Below are 16,839 nucleotides of genomic sequence, written 5' to 3' on the forward strand. Positions count from 1 at the left end.
ATCTGGAAGACCAGGAAATCGAGAGTGAAGACAGCCGTGGCTCGGAAAGCGATGACCGCGCCTACGCGGAAGCTGAGCGCATAGCCGAGGCATTGGTTTTTGCTTCGGCGCAGCCGGTCTCGGAGGGTTTCATCGCCGACCGCCTGCCGCGCGCCCTGAATGTTCGCAGCATCATGCTGAAGCTCAAGGAGCAATATGCGCACCGCGGCGTCAATCTTGTGCAGGTGGACGATGCCTGGGCCTTTCGCACGGCAGCGGATCTGTCCTTCGTCATTCGTCGCGACGACAATGAGGTCAAGAAGCTCTCGCGTGCAGCGCTGGAAGTGCTTGCGATTATTGGATATCACCAGCCGGTGACGCGCGCTGAAATCGAAGATATCAGAGGCGTTCAGACGTCGCGAGGCACGCTTGACGTTCTGATGGAGGCGGGCTGGGTTCGCTTCCGTGGTCGGCGACGTACGCCGGGCAGGCCGGTCACGCTCGGCACGACGCGGGAGTTTCTCGATCACTTCGGTCTTGAGGAACTGCGCGATCTTCCCGGTCTCGAAGAGTTGAAGGGGGCCGGGCTGCTTTCAGGCCGCATCCCCGCGAACTTTAATATACCGTCTCCTTCCATGAGTGATGAACTGACTGAAGATGAAGATCCGATTACGCAGCTGGATCTTGAGGAGCTCGGCCTCCTGGCACCCGGGGGCTCATCTGAGGAATAGTTCGGTCCGTCTTTGTTTTGCCACGCATGGCGAAAACAATGCTTATCAAAACTTTTCGAATGACAGATGGCTTGTCACCAAGGGCGATCCCGTGACATTAAGCGTCATCCTAGGGGAATTTTGATGTTGGTTTTGGTGTTGGAAATTCTTACATCAACAGACATCGCAACAGGGAGTTAGAGTAATGGGTTCTTTTAGCATGTGGCACTGGCTGATCGTTCTGGTCATCGTGCTGTTGTTGTTCGGTCGTGGCAAGATTCCCGAACTGATGGGCGATGTTGCCAAGGGCATCAAGAGCTTCAAGAAGGGCATGAACGACGACGAGACGCCGGAAACGACTGGCAAGACAGTCGATCACAAGGCCGACGAAACGAAGTAATCACGTCCGGGCAAACGCCGCCCCCGCGTTTCCCGCCCAGGAGCCTTGAATGTTCGATATTGGCTGGACCGAGCTGCTTGTCATCGCGGTCGTACTGATTGTGGTGGTTGGTCCCAAGGATCTGCCGCCGATGCTTCGTGCGTTCGGCAAAATGACGCAGAAAGCCCGAAAGGTCGCCGGTGAGTTTCGCGCCCAGTTCGACGAAGCGCTGCGCGAAGCCGATCTCGATGACGTGCGAAAGACGCTGAGCGACGCTCAGAAGCTCAACCCCGTCAACAGCCTGCGCGAAGCCATGAACCCGCTTCGGCAGATGGGCAACGAGATCAAGGCCGACCTGCAGAAGGCAACGACGGTCGACAACAAGACCGAAGTGCCTCCGAGCGTGATGGCCACTCCGGAGCCGGCGATGAGTCTGCCGGAAACGCCGCCAGTCATGCCAGCACCGACGCCGCAGCCCGCTGCCTCGGCCGAGATGCCCAGCGTTGCTGAAGCAGCAAAGCCGAAGGCTGTTCGCAAGCCGCGCGCCAAGGTCGCGGACAAGGCGGATGCCGTTGCTGCCATCGCGGTCGCACCCGTCGCAGTCGCGCCTGCTGAAAAGCCCAAGCGGGCACCGGCGAAGGCTGCTGCGGCCAAACCTGCCGCGGCAAAGACTGCTACCGCGAAGAAGCCTGCGGTGGTCGCCGCTGATACCACAGCCGCTCCGAAGAAGACGGCAACAAGGAAAAAGAAGGGTGATGCATGAGCGGTGATATCGAAGACAAGCCGCAGCCGTTGATCGAACACCTGATGGAGCTGCGGACGCGGCTGATCTGGTCGATCGGCGCGTTCTTCGTTGCGTTCATCATCTGCTTCATCTTTGCCAAGCACCTCTTCAATGCTCTGGTCTTTCCCTACAAGTGGGCTGTGATCTGGGCGCATCTCGATGTGTCCAAAGCCCAGCTGATCTATACGGCGCCGCAGGAGTTCTTCTTCACCCAGGTGAAGGTAGCCATGTTCGGCGGCCTCGTGATCGCATTCCCGATCATCGCCGCGCAGATCTACAAGTTCGTGGCGCCTGGCCTCTACAAGAACGAACGCGCGGCGTTTCTGCCGTTTCTGATCGCGTCGCCGCTGCTGTTCCTGATGGGCGCGTCGCTCGTCTATTTCTTCTTCACGCCGATGGTTATGTGGTTCTTCCTGACCATGCAGCAGGCGCCTGGGGAAGGTGATGTTGCAATTTCGCTGCTGCCGAAGGTCTCCGAGTATCTTAGCCTCATCATGACGCTGGTCTTCTCGTTCGGCCTGGTGTTCCAGCTGCCGGTCATCACGACGCTGCTGGCTCGCGTCGGGCTGCTGACCTCGGAATGGCTTCGCGAGAAGCGTAAGTTTGCGATCGTGCTCGCCTTTGTCGTGGCCGCGGTGCTGACGCCGCCGGATCCGATGTCCCAGATCGGCCTTGCACTGCCGACCATCATTCTCTACGAGATTTCCATCTACGCGGCGCGACTCGTGGAACGCCAGCGTGCCCGCGAGGCGGTCGAAGAGTCTGACGGATCTGCGGACGTTGCCAAGACGGACAACGTCTGAGCGATCACCGAACACTCTCAATGAGCGCTTCCGAACATCCGGTCGAAGCCCGGTCAGGCTTTGGCCGGGTTATCCCTTTTGCAACGACCTGGAACGACGATGCTCGATATCAAATGGATCCGTGAGAATCCCGAAGCGCTCGACGCAGCACTGGCCAAGCGTGGGGCAGAGCCACTTGCGCAAAGCCTGATCGCACTTGACGAGAAGCGCCGCTCCGCGGTCCAGAAGGTGCAGGACATGCAGTCCCGCCGCAATGCCGCCTCCAAGGAGATCGGCGCGGCCATGGCGCAGAAGAACAACGAGCTCGCGGAAAAGCTGAAGGCTGAAGTCGCCGACCTCAAGGTCCTGCTTCCGGCAGCCGAAGAGGATGACCGCCGCTTCTCCGACGAGTTGAACGACGCCCTGTCGCGTATTCCGAACGTCCCGCATGACGATGTGCCAGTCGGCAAGGACGAGCACGACAACGTGGTTGCCCGCGTCACCGGCGAGAAGCCGCGTTGGAACCATCCTGCCAAGGAGCACTTCGAAATAGGCGAAGAGCTCGGCTACATGGATTTCGAGCGCGCCACCAAACTGTCCGGATCGCGCTTCACGGTCCTGACCGGACCGCTCGCTCGCCTGGAGCGCGCGCTTGGTTTGTTCATGATCGACCTGCACACCCGCGAGCACGGCTATACGGAAGTCAGTTCGCCGTTGCTGGTGCGCGCCGAAGCCCTGTTCGGTACCGGCAACCTGCCGAAGTTTGAAGAAGACCTCTTCAAGACGACCGACGATCGCTACATGATCCCGACGGCAGAGGTGACGCTGACCAATCTGGTGCGCGAGGAAATTCTCGACCAGGAGAAACTGCCGCTTCGCTTCACGGCATTGACGCCGTCGTTCCGCTCGGAAGCGGGTTCGGCAGGGCGCGATACGCGCGGGATGCTGCGTCAGCATCAGTTCTGGAAGTGCGAGCTCGTTTCGATCACCGACGCGGAGAGCTCGATTGCCGAACATGAGCGTATGACGGCCTGCGCCGAAGAGGTGCTGAAGCGCCTCGGCCTGCATTTCCGGACGCTGACACTCTGCACCGGCGACATGGGCTTCGGATCGCGCAAGACCTACGATCTAGAGGTCTGGCTGCCGGGACAGAACACCTATCGCGAAATCTCCTCCTGCTCGGTCTGTGGTGATTTCCAGGCACGCCGAATGAATGCTCGCTACCGTGGCAAGGAAGACAAGGCGACGAAGTTTGTCCACACGCTGAACGGTTCCGGCACTGCCGTTGGGCGCTGCCTGATCGCCGTGCTCGAAAACTACCTGAACGAGGACGGTTCGGTGACTGTTCCTGACGTTCTGGTGCCCTACATGGGTGGTCTTACGAAGATCGAACGGGCGGCCTGAGTTCATGCGCATTCTGCTCACCAACGACGACGGCATTCACGCAGAAGGCCTTGCGGCGCTGGAGCGGATTGCGCGAACACTCTCCGACGACGTCTGGATCGTTGCGCCCGAAACGGATCAGAGCGGGCTTGCGCATTCGCTGAGCCTCTCTGAGCCTTTGCGCTTGCGCAAGATCTCGGACAAGCATTTCGCACTGCGCGGCACGCCGACCGATTGTGTCATCATGGGCATCAAGCAGGTCATGGATATCAAGCCGGACCTCGTGCTCTCCGGCGTCAACTCCGGCTCGAACGTTGCCGACGACGTGACTTATTCGGGCACCATCGCGGGTGCGATCGAGGGCACGATGCAGGGCGTCCGTTCCTTCGCGCTCAGCCAGGCCTATATGCACGCCGATGGGGTACGCACGGTTCCGTGGGACGTCTGTGAAGCGCATGCGCCCGCCTTGCTCGATCGGCTGATATCGCTCGAGCTCCCAGAGGGAACGTTCCTCAATCTTAATTTTCCGAATTGCCAGCCTGAACAGGTCGAGGGTGTCGAGGTGACCGCACAGGGCAAGCTCGCCTTCAACCTGCAGGTGGACGCCCGCGCCGATGGCCGCGGTTTTCCCTACTACTGGCTGAAGTTCGGTGAGCGTGCCGGCGCCTTTGAAGAGGGAACGGATATTCACGCTCTCAAGCATCGCAAGATTTCGGTAACGCCTTTGAAACTGGATCTGACTGATTATTCCGTACAGGACCGCGTGGCGCGGGCGCTTTCGGGTACGGAGTAAATCGCTTTGACGGCACGTCTGGTGGAGAAGGAAGGCTTTGCGGCGCTCGTTTTGAGGCTGCGGGCAGAAGGCGTGTCCGATATCGACCTGCTGACCGCTGTCGAGCAAACGCCGCGTTCGTTGTTCGTGCCGCCGCAGTTTGCGGAGCAGGCCTATTCCAGCCGCACCATCCCGATTGAATGCGGCTCCTTCGTCGAAGGTATCGATCTCGCTGTCCGAACCCTGCATTCGCTGCGGGTCAAGCCTGGCCAGCGTGTTCTGGAAGTGGGAACCGGCAGCGGCTTCATGACAGCCGTTATCGCGCGATTGGCTGAGCGGGTGCTGACGATAGACCGCTACAAGACATTGACGACCAACGCGCAGAAGCGGATTGAATCACTTGGAATCCGCAATGTCATCGTCCGCCAGGCCGACGGAAGCGCAGGCTTGCCGGGCGAGGGGACTTTCGACCGCATTCTCGTTACGGCAGCCTTCAATTCGATGCCGCGCTTCTATGCCGACCAGCTGGTCTCGGGCGGTTCCATGATCGCGCCGCTGATTATTTCCGAGACCGAATGTCGCCTTGTGCGGTTGACGAAGACCGGCAGTCGTTTCGAGCGCGAAGAGCTTTTCAACTCTCCCTATCTGCCGATCGTGCCGCGCATCGCATCCCAGCTCTGAGCTGGCGGCGCGTCCTATGGTTAGCAATTTCTCAAAAAATTCGCACTGATTCCGGCGCTTTAACCGGGTGGTAATACTAACGCGCTTTAATCATACCCACAAATGGTTGCGTTATTCAGTGTGGGTCGAGTCATGCGTTTCAGTCTTTCGCCTAAGTTCGGGAAGTCTGCCGGTAATGTTCTGATGGCGGCTTTTCTGGCGAGTGCCGCAACGGGATGTAGTTCCGATGTGACACGTTTCGGCGGTCTGTTCTCTTCGTCCGGTCAGGACCAGATGACGACCAATTCCATACCGCGCAGAAATATGAGCGGCCTCCAGGGTGATCCGGTTCCGCGTGCCGACCTTCAGGGTGGCGCGATGCAGCCCGACTATTCCACGCAAAACCAGGCGATGAACCAGCCATACCCGGCCGCGCAGCCCGCTTACGGCTCCAGCGCTCGCATGGCGTCCGCTCCGGTCTCCGTCCAGCGGTCCGAATTGTCGGCGCCGGGTGCCGTCGCTCCTGCCCACGAAAAGCAGGTTGCTCTCGCTCAGCCTTTCCCCGCTGCCGTCGCTCCGAAGAGGTCGGCGCCGGTAATCGTTCCGCCGAAGGCCGACACGGATTCGATCGTTACCGGCACCACGCCGAAGGTTTCCGGTTGGTCGGCGACCAACGCACCATCCGTCACTCTTCGCCCCGGCGAGAACGTCGCGACGCTGGCAAGGCGCTACGGCGTGCCGGAAAAGGAAATCCTGCGCGCCAACGGCCTGAAGACTGCATCTGCCGCAAAGCCCGGCCAGATCATTCTCATTCCGACCTACAATGGCGGCGCCGCGAAGGCCGCTGCTCAGGCGGCAGATCTCTCCAAGGGCGGTCAGGCGCCGCAGCCTGGCAAGTCGCAGGAGCAGAACGTCGCGGTCATGCCGGGCGCCAATTCCGCTCGTGACAAGTCGGTCGCGAGCGCCGATCCGACCGGCAAAATGACTGCCGGCAAGGGCCCGAAGGGCGCCGGTGGCACCTACGTCGTCAAGCCCGGTGACTCCCTTGCCAAGATTGCCAAGGCGACGGGCAGCAGCATCGATGAACTCAAGGCCGCCAACAACCTCGGCGCCGGTTCGATCCGCATCGGTCAGGAACTCAGCATTCCGAACGGGGCGGGTTCTCCCGATGCGATGAAGACCGCATCGATCCCGGCCAAGGCTGAGCCGAAGCCGGTCGCACAGCCGGCGTCGGCTACGACCACCGCCGCAGCCCAGCCTGCAACATACAAGGCGCCTGTTGCGACGGAAACCGTCGATGATGCCGCCAAGAAGGAAGTTGCATCCGCAGCCCCCGAGGCAACAGGCATCGGCAAGTATCGCTGGCCGGTTCGTGGTGCCGTGATCGCCGCCTACGGCGCCAACGTCAACGGCAGCCGCAACGACGGTATCGACATCTCGGTACCGCAGGGAACGCCGATCAAGGCCGCTGAAAATGGTGTCGTGATCTACGCAGGCAATGGCCTGAAGGAACTCGGCAACACCGTCCTGGTTCGCCACGACGACGGTACCGTCACGGTTTACGGCAACGCCGACACCCTGAGCGTGACCCGCGGCCAGAAGATCCAGCGCGGCCAGACGGTCGCGGTCTCGGGAATGAGCGGCAATGTCAAGCAGCCGCAGGTTCACTTCGAAGTCCGCAAGGACGCAACGCCGGTGAACCCGATCACTTTCCTCGAATAGGTAGTTCGTATCGAGGACCAAGCAAAAGCCCGGCCGAAAGCCGGGCTTTTGTCGTTTCGGCAGTGGTGTCGCTATCCCGCTCGATCAAGCGCGATGCGCATCCGACCGGCGAGATCCTGGACGTATTGCCACGCGACACGGCCCGAGCGCGCACCACGCGTCGTCGCCCATTCGAGCGCCTCGGCGTGCATCTTTTCCCGGTCGAGCGTGAGCTTGAAATGATCGGCATAGCCGTCGATCATCGTCAGGTAGTCTTCCTGGCTGCACTTGTGGAAGCCAAGCCAGAGACCGAAACGGTCGGAAAGCGAGACCTTTTCTTCGACGGCTTCGGACGGATTGATGGCCGTCGACTGCTCGTTCTCCATCATGTTGCGTGGCAGAAGGTGGCGGCGGTTCGACGTCGCGTAAAAGAGCACGTTTTCCGGCCGGCCCTCGATGCCACCGTCAAGCGCTGCCTTCAGCGACTTGTAGGCGGTGTCGTCGTGATCGAACGAAAGATCGTCGCAGAAAACGATGACGCGATGTGGCGTGTTTTTCAGCAGGTCGAGAAGCGTCGGCAAGCTGGCGATATCCTCGCGGTGAACCTCTACGAGCTTCAGCGATACACCGCTTTCCCGCCGGACGTCCTCATGCACGGCCTTCACCAGCGAGGATTTGCCCATCCCGCGCGCGCCCCAGAGGAGGACATTGTTGGCCGGAAAGCCGTCGGCGAAGCGCACGGTGTTCTCGTGGAGGATGTCACGTACTCGATCGACACCCCGGATGAGCTTGAGGGCGACGCGATTGGGGCGCGCAACCGGCTGCAGATGCGAGCGGGCAGGCGACCAGACGAAGCAGTCCGCCGCATCCCAGTCGTTGACGGCGGGCGCCGGACCTGCCAGCCGTTCGACCGCATCGGCAAGACGGCGGAGTTCGGTGAGAATGACAGTGTTGACGTCTTCGGCCATAGCTTGTCCTCCTTGGGGCCTTGCGGCTGTGAGCCGTTCGCTTTTCGCAGCGGGGTAGCATGGCCTTTTGCGAGCGGAAAGGTTATTAGGCAACGGAATCGGTACGGTTTTCGGCTGTTTCTGTTGCATTCGCAAAGGCCGTAATTATAGTCCGGCCACCCGGCAAAATGGCGAAGTTCCGCCTCCGGAAAAGTTTTGAGGAGTTTAGCATGTTCGTCACCCCGGCATTCGCCCAGGCTGCAACCGACACCGCGGCATCGCCGTTCGGTTCGGGTTTTGAAATGATCATCCTGTTCGTGCCGCTGATGGTTGTCTGGTATTTCCTGCTGATCCGTCCGCAGCGGGCACAGGCAAAGAAGCGCGAAGAGACACTGAAGGCAATCCGTCGCGGCGACCAGGTCGTCACCGGTGGCGGCCTCGTCGGCAAGGTCACCAAGGTTGTCGACGACAAGGAAGTCGAAGTTGAAATCGCTGACGGCGTCCGCGTTCGCATCGTTCGCAGCGGCATCTCTGAAGTTCGCGTCAAGGGCGAACCCGTGAAGGCCGACGCAGCGTAACGAAGGCAACCCCCGCGAACCGGGTTGGCCGGGTCGGAAATCGTCGAGAGAAAATGCTTCATTTTTCCCGCTGGAAGACCATTCTGATCTGGTTCGTGGTGCTGGTGGCCGTGTTGATCGCGGCCCCCAATCTTTTGTCGGACAGGCAGCTTGAGCGCCTGCCGTCCTGGGTACCTCACGATCGCGTCGCACTCGGCGGCGATCTGCAGGGCGGAACGCATGTTCTCTTCGCAATCGAGAAGGCCGACATCGTTCGCGAACGCCTCGAGAGCACAGTCGCGGATGTGCGTGCGAAGCTGCGCCAGGGCAATATCCGCTACACCGGCCTGACGGGCAACGATCAGACGGTGACGGTGAAAATCACCGATCCGGCGCAAATTCAGGCCGCCGTTGACACGCTGAAGAGCCTAGTGGTGAGCACCAAGGCTGGCCTTTTCGGAGGCTCCACGCAAAATCTCGACTTGCAGCAGGCCGAAGGCGGCCAGTTGACGCTGCAGATCTCCGACGCAGCGATCATCAGCGGGATGGCCGCGGCTCAAGCGCAGTCGCTGGAAGTCGTTCGTCGACGCGTTGCCGATATGGGCAGCGAGAATTTCACCGTTCAGCCGGAGGGCTCCGATCGTATCGATGTGGAAGCGCTCGGTGCGGTCGATCCGGAGCGGCTGAAGAATATTCTCAACGAACCAGCCAAGCTTTCTGTCCGGATGATCGACGAGAGCATGACAGGACAGGAAGCGCTGGCTGGACGCTGGCCAGCGACATCGGAAATACTCTACTCGCTGGATGATCCTCCAGTTCCCTACCTCGTCGACAGAGCGGACTTTATCACCAGCAAGAACATCGTTGACGTTCAGTCGAAGGTAGACGCTCAGACGCAGGCCGTTTCGATCACCTACAAGCTGGATGCCGAAGGAACCGAGCGGCTCGCGCAGAGAACGCGACAGAACATCGGCCGCCACCTTGCGATCATTTTCGATGACCAGGTGATGGCCGCTCCCCTGATCAACGCTCCCATCCTCGATGGCGCAGGGGCGATCCCCGTCAGCTTTACGGAAGAGGGTGGACGTGACCTCGCGCTGATGCTGCGCGCGGGTGCCCTGCCTGCAACGCTGACAACCGTCGAGGAACGCACTGTCAGCCCCGCGCTCGGTTCGGAATCGGCACGCGCCGGCCTCGTTGCTGGCATCGTCGCCGCAATCCTCGTCATCGGTCTGATGTTCGGCTTCTATCGCGGGTTGGGCCTCATCGCCGCGCTCTCGCTTCTGCTCAATCTGATCGTCATCCTCGCGGTACTCAGCCTTATCGGCGCAACACTGACCCTGCCGGGCATTGCCGGGATCGTGCTGATCATGGGCATGGCCGTGGATGCGAACGTCCTCATCTACGAGCGCATTCGCGAGGAAGCCAAATCTGGCCGCCCGTTCTTCCAAGCCATTGAGCATGGATATTCCAAGGCGATCATGACGATCCTCGATGCCAACGTCACGATCTTCATCGCGGCCGTCATCCTGTATTTCCTCGGCAATCACGCGGTCCGCGGCTTTGCCATTACGCTCGCGGCTGGAATTTTGACAACCGTATTCACGGCCGTAACCCTGACGCGGTGGATCGTCGTCACCTGGCTGCACAGACGTCACCCGAAGCATCTGCCCAAGGATGTGCGAACGGGTATCTTCGACCGCGCCAATATCCGTTTCATGGGCATTCGCCGCTACACGTTCACCGCCTCGGCAGCGTTGTCGATCGCCGCGATGATCGGATTTGCGACCGTCGGCATGCATCTCGGCATCGATTTTGCCGGAGGGTCGATCGTCGAGGTCAAGGCAAAGCAGGGTGCAGCCGATCCTGACGACATCCGCGACCGCCTTGGGGATCTGAACCTCGGTGACATTTCTGTCCGTCGGCTCGGCGATCCCGCGAGCGCGTTGATCCAGCTTGAGTCCCAGGGCGGCGGCGAGAATGCCGAGCAATCGGCGATCACGCTTGTGCGCGATGAACTCGGCGACGATTACGATTTCCGTCGGGTCGAGGTGGTCGGTCCGGCAATTTCGGGAGAGCTGACGAAGGCGGCCACGCTTGGCGTTCTGGCATCACTTGCGGTCATTCTGATTTACATATGGATGCGGTTCGAATGGCAGTTTGCTGTCGGGGCGATTATCGCGACATTGCACGACATCATCCTTGTGCTCGGCCTGTTCGTGTTGACCGGCATGGATTTCAATCTGACCAGCGTTGCCGCATTGCTGACCATCATCGGCTATTCGTTGAACGACACCGTCGTCGTCTATGATCGCCTGCGCGAGAATCTTCAGCGTTACCGCAAGATGCCGTTGCCGATCCTGATCGATGCAACGATCAATCAGACGCTGTCGCGCACTGTCTTGACGGCCGCGACGACGATGCTTGCGCTACTGGCGCTTTCACTTTTCGGCGGAGAAGTGATCCGCTCCTTTGCCTTCGTCATGCTCATCGGCGTTGCCATGGGCACTTTTTCCTCCATTTACATCGCAGCGCCGGTACTGATTGTTTTCAAACTTCGTCCGGACGCGTTCGACAACGACCAAGACAGGAATGCAGCGGAGCCGGGCACCAAGACCGGCAATCCGGCAATATGAGACCATGGCAAGAGGCATAGAAATACGCGAGGCGCATTTCCCCGGGCGCGCGCCGATTGATACATATGGCAATGGGGGCTTCCGCTTTGCGGACATGTCGCACCGCGGCTCGATCCTCTGCCTGCCTTCGGGAATCTACGGCTGGGACATGGACGCGACGAAACCGCTTTCCGTGGAGAGTTTCGAGCGCGTGCTTGCCGAGGCAGCCGAGATCGAATTTCTGCTGCTCGGCACAGGAACAGACATGCGCCCGATCCCGGCCGATCTGAAGGTTGCGCTCAAGGCCGCAGGCATCTCCTCCGACTCGATGAACACGGGGGCTGCTGTGCGCACCTTCAACATCATGCTCATGGAATCGCGCGCAGTGGCTGCCGCGTTGATCGCAGTCTGAACATGGCCGACCAATCAATGACGAACCAGGATATCTGCCTGGCGATGCTGCGTGACAACGATCGCGACCGTTATCTGGCCTGCCTGCTATCACCGGAAGACAAGCGCGGCGCGCTGGCAGCGCTCTACGCCTTCAACGCTGAACTCGCCCGCATCCGCGACCTCGTGCACGAGCCGCTTCCCGGCGAAGTCCGCATGCAATACTGGCGCGATCTGCTGGCGGGCAGCGCCCACGGTTCGACCGAGGCCAATCCGGTGGCATCGGCACTGTTGACGGCGATCGACACACATCGGCTGCCGCGCCAGACACTTACCGACATGATCGACGCACGCATCTTCGATCTTTACGACGACCCGATGGAAACGCGGACCTCGCTCGAGGGCTATGCCGGTGAAACGGCATCCGCGCTAATTCAGCTGGCAAGCCTGGTGCTGTCGCCGGAAGAGGCTGCGAAGTCCGCCGAAGCCGCCGGACATGCTGGCGTTGCCCAGGCCATCGCCGGGCTTCTGCTGTTGATGCCGTTGCATCGCCACCGGGGCCAGCTTTACATCCCTCTGGAAATCCTTGCCGCAACCGGCCTTGATCGTGATGCGTTCCTTGCGGGGGAAGACAAGCAGCGCATTTCGGCTGCGATCCAAGCCTTTGCCGGTCTCGGCAGGGACCATCTCGCCAAGGCGCGTGATGTCGCGATAGCGCCTGCCGTCTTCCCGGCATTTCTGCCCGCGGCGCTGGCCAGCAACGTTCTCGCCAGTGCCCAGAAGGCCGGCGTAGGGTTGTTCGAGCGGTCGCTTCAGCAGTCCCAATGGCGCCGCCAGATCAGCATGACACTCGCTCTTGTGCGCAAGAAAGTCTGATGGGTTCAAACTCGCGCAAGGCTCGTGCATTATGGATAGTGCTGCTGCCATGTTTTGAACGGAGAACGGCGTGAGCATAATCGTCTGGTGCGCCATATTCGCCATCGTCATCGCCATTGCTGTCGTCTCCACGCGCATGGCGTCGCGGAACCAGGAAGATGGCCTGCACGATACCGGGCTCGCGATCATCGAGTTCAATCGCGCCTTTCCGAATGAGGCGATTCGCCAGCTGCAGGCGACTGCCGATGGGCAGGCCGTATTTGTCCGTCTTCACGACAACAAGGCGGGCTTCATGCGCAACATGCAGCGGCATTATTCCTGCCATGTCATCGAACCCGGAAGAGTGCGTGTGCTGAGCTCGGAAACGGGCAGAGGCTTGAGCATCCAGTTTCTGGATGCGCCCCATCACAACGCCACCTTCGAGTTTGCCTCTCCAAGAGAGGCGTCCGAAGTGTCGCTCTGGCTGCTTGGCAACTATGTCGCCGATCCCGACAAGGAGTTGCCGGCAACCAATCCATCGGCTGCCAATCGCCACTAGCCCGCGCCGGCCGACGCCGGCCCATCGCGTGGTCAAGCGCTGCACTGCGTTGTTTTTTTAGCATTGCCTCATGTTGGAAATGGGCGCAAGATTTTGCCTCATCCGGTGAATGTTTGAAACCGTTTCACAACGCGATGGAGGCGCATGATGGTGCTTGCAATCAATGATATCGCCCCGGATTTCGAAGCTCAGACAACGCAAGGAAAGATCAGTTTTCACAACTGGATCGGCAATTCCTGGGCTGTGCTGTTTTCCCATCCGAAGGATTTTACCCCCGTCTGCACGACCGAGCTCGGCTACATGGCGAAGATCAAGCCGGAATTTGACAGGCGCGGCGTGAAGATCATCGGCCTTTCCGTTGATCCGTTGGAACGACATGTGGGCTGGCTGAAGGACATCGAGGAGACGCAAGGCGTCAGACCGAACTACCCGATGATTGCTGATGTCGATTTCGCGGTCTCGAAGCGCTACAACATGCTGCCGGCGCTGGTGTCGGGTGATCCGACAACGCGTACCGCGGCCGACAATCAGACTGTCCGCAATGTTTTCGTGATCGGGCCCGACAAGAAGATCAAGCTGATCCTGGTCTACCCGATGACGACAGGCCGGAATTTCGATGAAGTGCTGCGTGTCATCGATTCCCTGCAGCTGACGGCAAAGCACAAGGTTGCAACGCCCGTGAACTGGAAAGAAGGCGACGACGTCTTCATTGCCGGGTCAGTCTCGGACGACGACGCGAAAAAACAGTATCCGCAGGGCTGGACGTCACCGAAGCCCTATATCCGCATCGTGCCGCAGCCGCACGGTTAGCCTTCGCGAGATAGTGGCGGACAACAAGTGCCCGCCAACCCTCCTGTCAGGCCGTTTCCGCCAAGGGCGCGGCCTGACCGAGCCAGGTTGCGCAATCGGCGAGCGCCCGCTTGGCGATCAGCTGACGCTTCATGATCGTCTTGTCCTTGCCACGGAAGCGCTTCACGCCTTCCGGCTTGACGATCGAACCCGGTTGCAGTTCCGGGAAAAGACCGAAATTGATGTTCATCGGCTGGAACGAACGCTTTCCGGGCTCTTCATCGGTGACGATATGGCCGCCGGTGATGTGGCCGAGGAGCGAACCAAGCGCAGTTGTCGCCGGTGGCAGCGAGACGGCTTCGCCTTTGCGCTCTGCCGCTGCAAAACGACCGGCCAGCAACCCGACGCTCGCGCTTTCGACATAGCCTTCGCAGCCAGTGATCTGGCCGGCAAAGCGCAGGCCGGGCCGCGACTTCAGGGTCAGCGACGAATCGAGCAGCGTCGGCGAATTGATGTAAGTGTTGCGGTGCAGGCCACCGAGGCGCGCGAACTCGGCGTTCTCGAGGCCGGGAATCATCCGGAAGATCTCGGCCTGCGCGCCGTATTTCAGCTTCGTCTGGAAGCCAACCATGTTGTAGAGCGTGCCGAGCGCATTGTCCTGTCGCAGCTGGACGACCGCATAGGCCTTCACTGTCGGATTATGCGAATTGGTGAGGCCCATCGGCTTCATCGGGCCGTGGCGCAACGTCTCGCGGCCGCGCTCCGCCATGACTTCGATCGGCAGGCAGCCGTCGAAATATGGCGTGCCTTCCCATTCCTTGAAGCCCACGGTGTCGCCGGCGATCAGCGCATCCACGAAGGCATTGTACTGCTCTTCGTTCAAGGGGCAGTTGATGTAATCCTTGCCGGTGCCGCCCGGGCCGACCTTGTCGTAGCGCGACTGATACCAGCAGATATCCATGTCGATGCTCTCGCGATACACGATCGGCGCGATGGCATCGAAGAAGGCAAGTGCATCAGCGCCGGTCTCGGACTGTATGGCCTGCGCAAGGGAAGGGGCCGTCAGTGGTCCTGTCGCGACGATCGCTAGGCCCCACTCCTTCGGCGGCAGACCGGTGATTTCCTCCCGAACGACGGTGATCAGCGGATTGTTGTGGATCGCCTTGGTCACCGCGTCGGAAAACCCGTCGCGATCGACGGCGAGCGCTCCGCCAGCCGGAACCTGATGGCGGTCGGCACACGCCATGATCAGCGATCCGGCCATCCGCATCTCGGCATGGATCACGCCAACCGCGTTGCTGGTCGCGTCATCGGAGCGGAACGAGTTCGAGCAGACAAGCTCTGCAAGGCCGTCCGACTTGTGGGCGTCGGTGCCGCGCACACCGCGCATTTCGTGCAGGACGACGGGAACGCCCGCGCTGGCGATCTGCCATGCGGCTTCCGAGCCGGCGAGCCCGCCGCCGATGACATGGATGGGGGAAGAAGTAGAGGTCGTGTTCATGGCGGCTGATTATCACGCCGGCCGGGGACATGGAACCGAAAGAATCAACGACTGGGTACATCTTCAGGCATTCGTCGGGTTCGCGGCGTTCTCCCAGGGCGTCGACGACAAGGAAAAGGAACCGGCCTTCATCTGGCCGCGCGGCGAACGGCGCGCGATGCTCTTGACCGCCACAAACCCGGCGCGGCAAATTCCCTCAACAAGAATGGAAGTCTCTAGCGAGCGGAGGACATCATGAACCAGTACGTTACCGATATCGATGAAGCATTGAAGCGGCTGCTCGATCTACGACGGACGGTCGTGCCCGAAGTGGGCGTTCAAGATCAGGCGATGGAGAAGCTTGCGTCGATACAGGCAAGTCTCTCAAATCTTGTGAAGGCGCGAGATCAGGAAGTGCAACTCGGCAGCGGCAAGTCGATACTGGACGCTGTTAGCCAGAGCTGATCCAACGATAGGTCGGCGACCGTGGGCCCGCTTAATATAGACGATCAATCGGGAAGCGGATCGCGCAGGGGCATTGGGAGTGGTGTCCCGATTGGCCGGGGGGGTGTCCCGCGCGATCCTAGATGAGTCATACCAGAGGCGCGTGAAAATAAAAGAACCAATGGGTACCCAAAATATTGATTAGGCAGTCTTGCCTCAATCTTTAGACCTCGATCGCTAGCTTGATGCTTCTTGCACAATGCGACCTCCGCAATCACAGTGCATCGCTACGGCTGCTCGCGTGTACCCGGAGCCGCCTCACGCTGATCGGCATCCTCGAGATCCGCCGCGACAATAAAGCTGTCGGTGTGCTGCCTGACGGCCTCACGAATGGCATCAAGTCGTGGGAGATCGTCGCCTTCCAGCTGGTCGGCTGAGTGGCTGATCTCGTGTTCAGCCTGCAGCCAATGGTCTGTGTGCCGGCCTTCGGGCCTGCCTTCGCGCTCCCAGATTGAATAGGCGCGTTCTCTTATAGCTTTTTCGCGATCGTTCGTTGGAGCCTCCGGCTTCGTTCCGCGGCTGACAGATGAAAGCCCGGCGCTAGGGGAGCACCGGGCTTTGAAGTCGGCTGGCACTTAGGGCGGTTGCCAGCCATGCGCGCAACGTGTTTGGGGCGTGCGTTGCAGACATAAAACGCGGCTTTCAGAAAAAGGTTCCGGGCACCGGCAAGGAAGTCGTTTTTCTCTATGGGGCAGCAGATTGCTTCGGCTCACAAGGGGCTCGTCCAGAGGTTTGGGGCTCCGGCCAACGCGATCCGCCAAAAGAGCGCCAAGGCGCGTTCCATGGGGATATCGCACGTGAAAAAGCCCGCCCTGGGCCCGAGCCAGGACGGGCTCCTACCGATCCGACCCCATCGGACCACGGCTGCCTTCTTACCGCTATCTAGACGTTAGCGCTTTGGAATATACGTGCAATTCCAACCTTGGCCGATGGTTAGTCGGTAAGGTTACCTCGGCAGCGGTACTACAGGGAAAATCCGTATCCTGGAAAAGG

General features: G+C 60.3%; 19 protein-coding genes and 1 pseudogene. 17 read left to right on the forward strand and 3 right to left on the reverse strand.

The window, feature by feature from the left end:
• Nucleotides 1-2: 2 nt before the first annotated feature.
• From scpB to QTL94_RS17855, 8 genes are all read left to right on the forward strand, one after another.
• Nucleotides 3-710, forward strand: coding sequence for an SMC-Scp complex subunit ScpB (gene scpB / locus QTL94_RS17820; protein WP_502944154.1), 708 nt, complete (start codon nt 3-5; stop codon nt 708-710).
• A gap of 184 nt (nt 711-894) precedes the next feature.
• A complete protein-coding gene (locus QTL94_RS17825; protein ID WP_065694237.1) occupies nt 895-1,089 on the forward strand; it encodes a twin-arginine translocase TatA/TatE family subunit in 195 nt (64 codons plus the stop codon).
• Nucleotides 1,090-1,138: 49 nt separating this feature from the next.
• Nucleotides 1,139-1,831 carry a Sec-independent protein translocase protein TatB gene (gene tatB / locus QTL94_RS17830; protein WP_065694238.1) on the forward strand — a complete coding sequence of 231 codons (693 nt, stop codon included), beginning with the start codon at nt 1,139-1,141 and terminating at the stop codon, nt 1,829-1,831.
• On the forward strand, nt 1,828-2,655 hold the full coding sequence (gene tatC, locus QTL94_RS17835; protein ID WP_065694239.1) for a twin-arginine translocase subunit TatC: 828 nt from the start codon (nt 1,828-1,830) through the stop codon (nt 2,653-2,655). The genes tatB and tatC overlap by 4 nt, the downstream gene beginning before the upstream one ends.
• Before the next feature lie 99 nt (nt 2,656-2,754).
• Nucleotides 2,755-4,038 (forward strand): serine--tRNA ligase, encoded by a 1,284-nt coding sequence (serS, locus tag QTL94_RS17840; RefSeq protein ID WP_289802718.1) that lies wholly within the window; start codon nt 2,755-2,757, stop codon nt 4,036-4,038.
• Nucleotides 4,039-4,042: 4 nt separating this feature from the next.
• Nucleotides 4,043-4,810, forward strand: a complete 768-nt coding sequence (gene surE / locus QTL94_RS17845) for a 5'/3'-nucleotidase SurE (RefSeq protein ID WP_065694241.1) — start codon at nt 4,043-4,045, stop codon at nt 4,808-4,810.
• A 6-nt stretch (nt 4,811-4,816) separates the two neighbouring features.
• Nucleotides 4,817-5,470: a protein-L-isoaspartate(D-aspartate) O-methyltransferase gene (locus QTL94_RS17850; protein WP_289802719.1), complete on the forward strand. Its 654-nt coding sequence runs from the start codon at nt 4,817-4,819 to the stop codon at nt 5,468-5,470.
• A gap of 132 nt (nt 5,471-5,602) precedes the next feature.
• Nucleotides 5,603-7,171, forward strand: coding sequence for a peptidoglycan DD-metalloendopeptidase family protein (locus tag QTL94_RS17855; RefSeq protein WP_289802720.1), 1,569 nt, complete (start codon nt 5,603-5,605; stop codon nt 7,169-7,171).
• Nucleotides 7,172-7,242: 71 nt separating this feature from the next.
• Here QTL94_RS17855 and QTL94_RS17860 read toward each other — a convergent pair whose 3' ends face one another.
• Nucleotides 7,243-8,118, reverse strand: coding sequence for an ATP-binding protein (locus tag QTL94_RS17860; protein WP_065694244.1), 876 nt, complete (start codon nt 8,116-8,118; stop codon nt 7,243-7,245).
• A gap of 209 nt (nt 8,119-8,327) precedes the next feature.
• On the opposite strand from QTL94_RS17860, the gene yajC reads away from it, so the two are divergent.
• From yajC to QTL94_RS17890, 6 genes are all read left to right on the forward strand, one after another.
• A complete protein-coding gene (yajC, locus tag QTL94_RS17865) occupies nt 8,328-8,675 on the forward strand; it encodes a preprotein translocase subunit YajC (RefSeq protein WP_065694245.1) in 348 nt (115 codons plus the stop codon).
• Between the two features lie 53 nt (nt 8,676-8,728).
• On the forward strand, nt 8,729-11,290 hold the full coding sequence (secDF, locus tag QTL94_RS17870) for a protein translocase subunit SecDF (protein WP_289802721.1): 2,562 nt from the start codon (nt 8,729-8,731) through the stop codon (nt 11,288-11,290).
• Between the two features lie 4 nt (nt 11,291-11,294).
• Nucleotides 11,295-11,681 (forward strand): Mth938-like domain-containing protein, encoded by a 387-nt coding sequence (locus QTL94_RS17875; protein ID WP_065694247.1) that lies wholly within the window; start codon nt 11,295-11,297, stop codon nt 11,679-11,681.
• A 2-nt stretch (nt 11,682-11,683) separates the two neighbouring features.
• Nucleotides 11,684-12,535, forward strand: a complete 852-nt coding sequence (locus QTL94_RS17880) for a phytoene/squalene synthase family protein (protein ID WP_289802722.1) — start codon at nt 11,684-11,686, stop codon at nt 12,533-12,535.
• Between the two features lie 70 nt (nt 12,536-12,605).
• On the forward strand, nt 12,606-13,073 hold the full coding sequence (locus tag QTL94_RS17885; protein ID WP_289802723.1) for a hypothetical protein: 468 nt from the start codon (nt 12,606-12,608) through the stop codon (nt 13,071-13,073).
• Nucleotides 13,074-13,220: 147 nt separating this feature from the next.
• The gene (locus QTL94_RS17890) at nt 13,221-13,883 is read left to right on the forward strand and encodes a peroxiredoxin (protein WP_289802870.1); all 663 of its coding nucleotides are present in this window, start codon (nt 13,221-13,223) and stop codon (nt 13,881-13,883) included.
• 46 nt (nt 13,884-13,929) lie between these two features.
• Here the strand turns inward: QTL94_RS17890 and trmFO are convergent, their stop codons facing one another.
• Nucleotides 13,930-15,363, reverse strand: coding sequence for a methylenetetrahydrofolate--tRNA-(uracil(54)-C(5))-methyltransferase (FADH(2)-oxidizing) TrmFO (trmFO, locus tag QTL94_RS17895; protein ID WP_289802724.1), 1,434 nt, complete (start codon nt 15,361-15,363; stop codon nt 13,930-13,932).
• On the opposite strand from trmFO, the gene QTL94_RS17900 reads away from it, so the two are divergent.
• From QTL94_RS17900 to QTL94_RS28485, 3 genes are all read left to right on the forward strand, one after another.
• Nucleotides 15,362-15,601, forward strand: a complete 240-nt coding sequence (locus tag QTL94_RS17900) for a hypothetical protein (RefSeq protein ID WP_289802725.1) — start codon at nt 15,362-15,364, stop codon at nt 15,599-15,601. The two genes, trmFO and QTL94_RS17900, sit on opposite strands and share 2 nt — an antisense overlap.
• The gene (locus QTL94_RS17905; RefSeq protein ID WP_289802726.1) at nt 15,598-15,807 is read left to right on the forward strand and encodes a hypothetical protein; all 210 of its coding nucleotides are present in this window, start codon (nt 15,598-15,600) and stop codon (nt 15,805-15,807) included. Before QTL94_RS17900 ends, QTL94_RS17905 begins: the two co-directional genes overlap by 4 nt.
• Nucleotides 15,808-16,028: 221 nt before the next feature.
• Nucleotides 16,029-16,223, forward strand: a complete 195-nt coding sequence (locus QTL94_RS28485; protein ID WP_502944157.1) for a hypothetical protein — start codon at nt 16,029-16,031, stop codon at nt 16,221-16,223.
• A gap of 18 nt (nt 16,224-16,241) precedes the next feature.
• Here the strand turns inward: QTL94_RS28485 and QTL94_RS28490 are convergent.
• Nucleotides 16,242-16,421 (reverse strand): annotated as a pseudogene (locus QTL94_RS28490) (DUF2934 domain-containing protein); the annotation flags it as partial.
• Nucleotides 16,422-16,839 lie beyond the last annotated feature (418 nt).

Source organism: Rhizobium sp. S96, assembly GCF_030382195.1.
Taxonomy (GTDB): domain Bacteria; phylum Pseudomonadota; class Alphaproteobacteria; order Rhizobiales; family Rhizobiaceae; genus Rhizobium.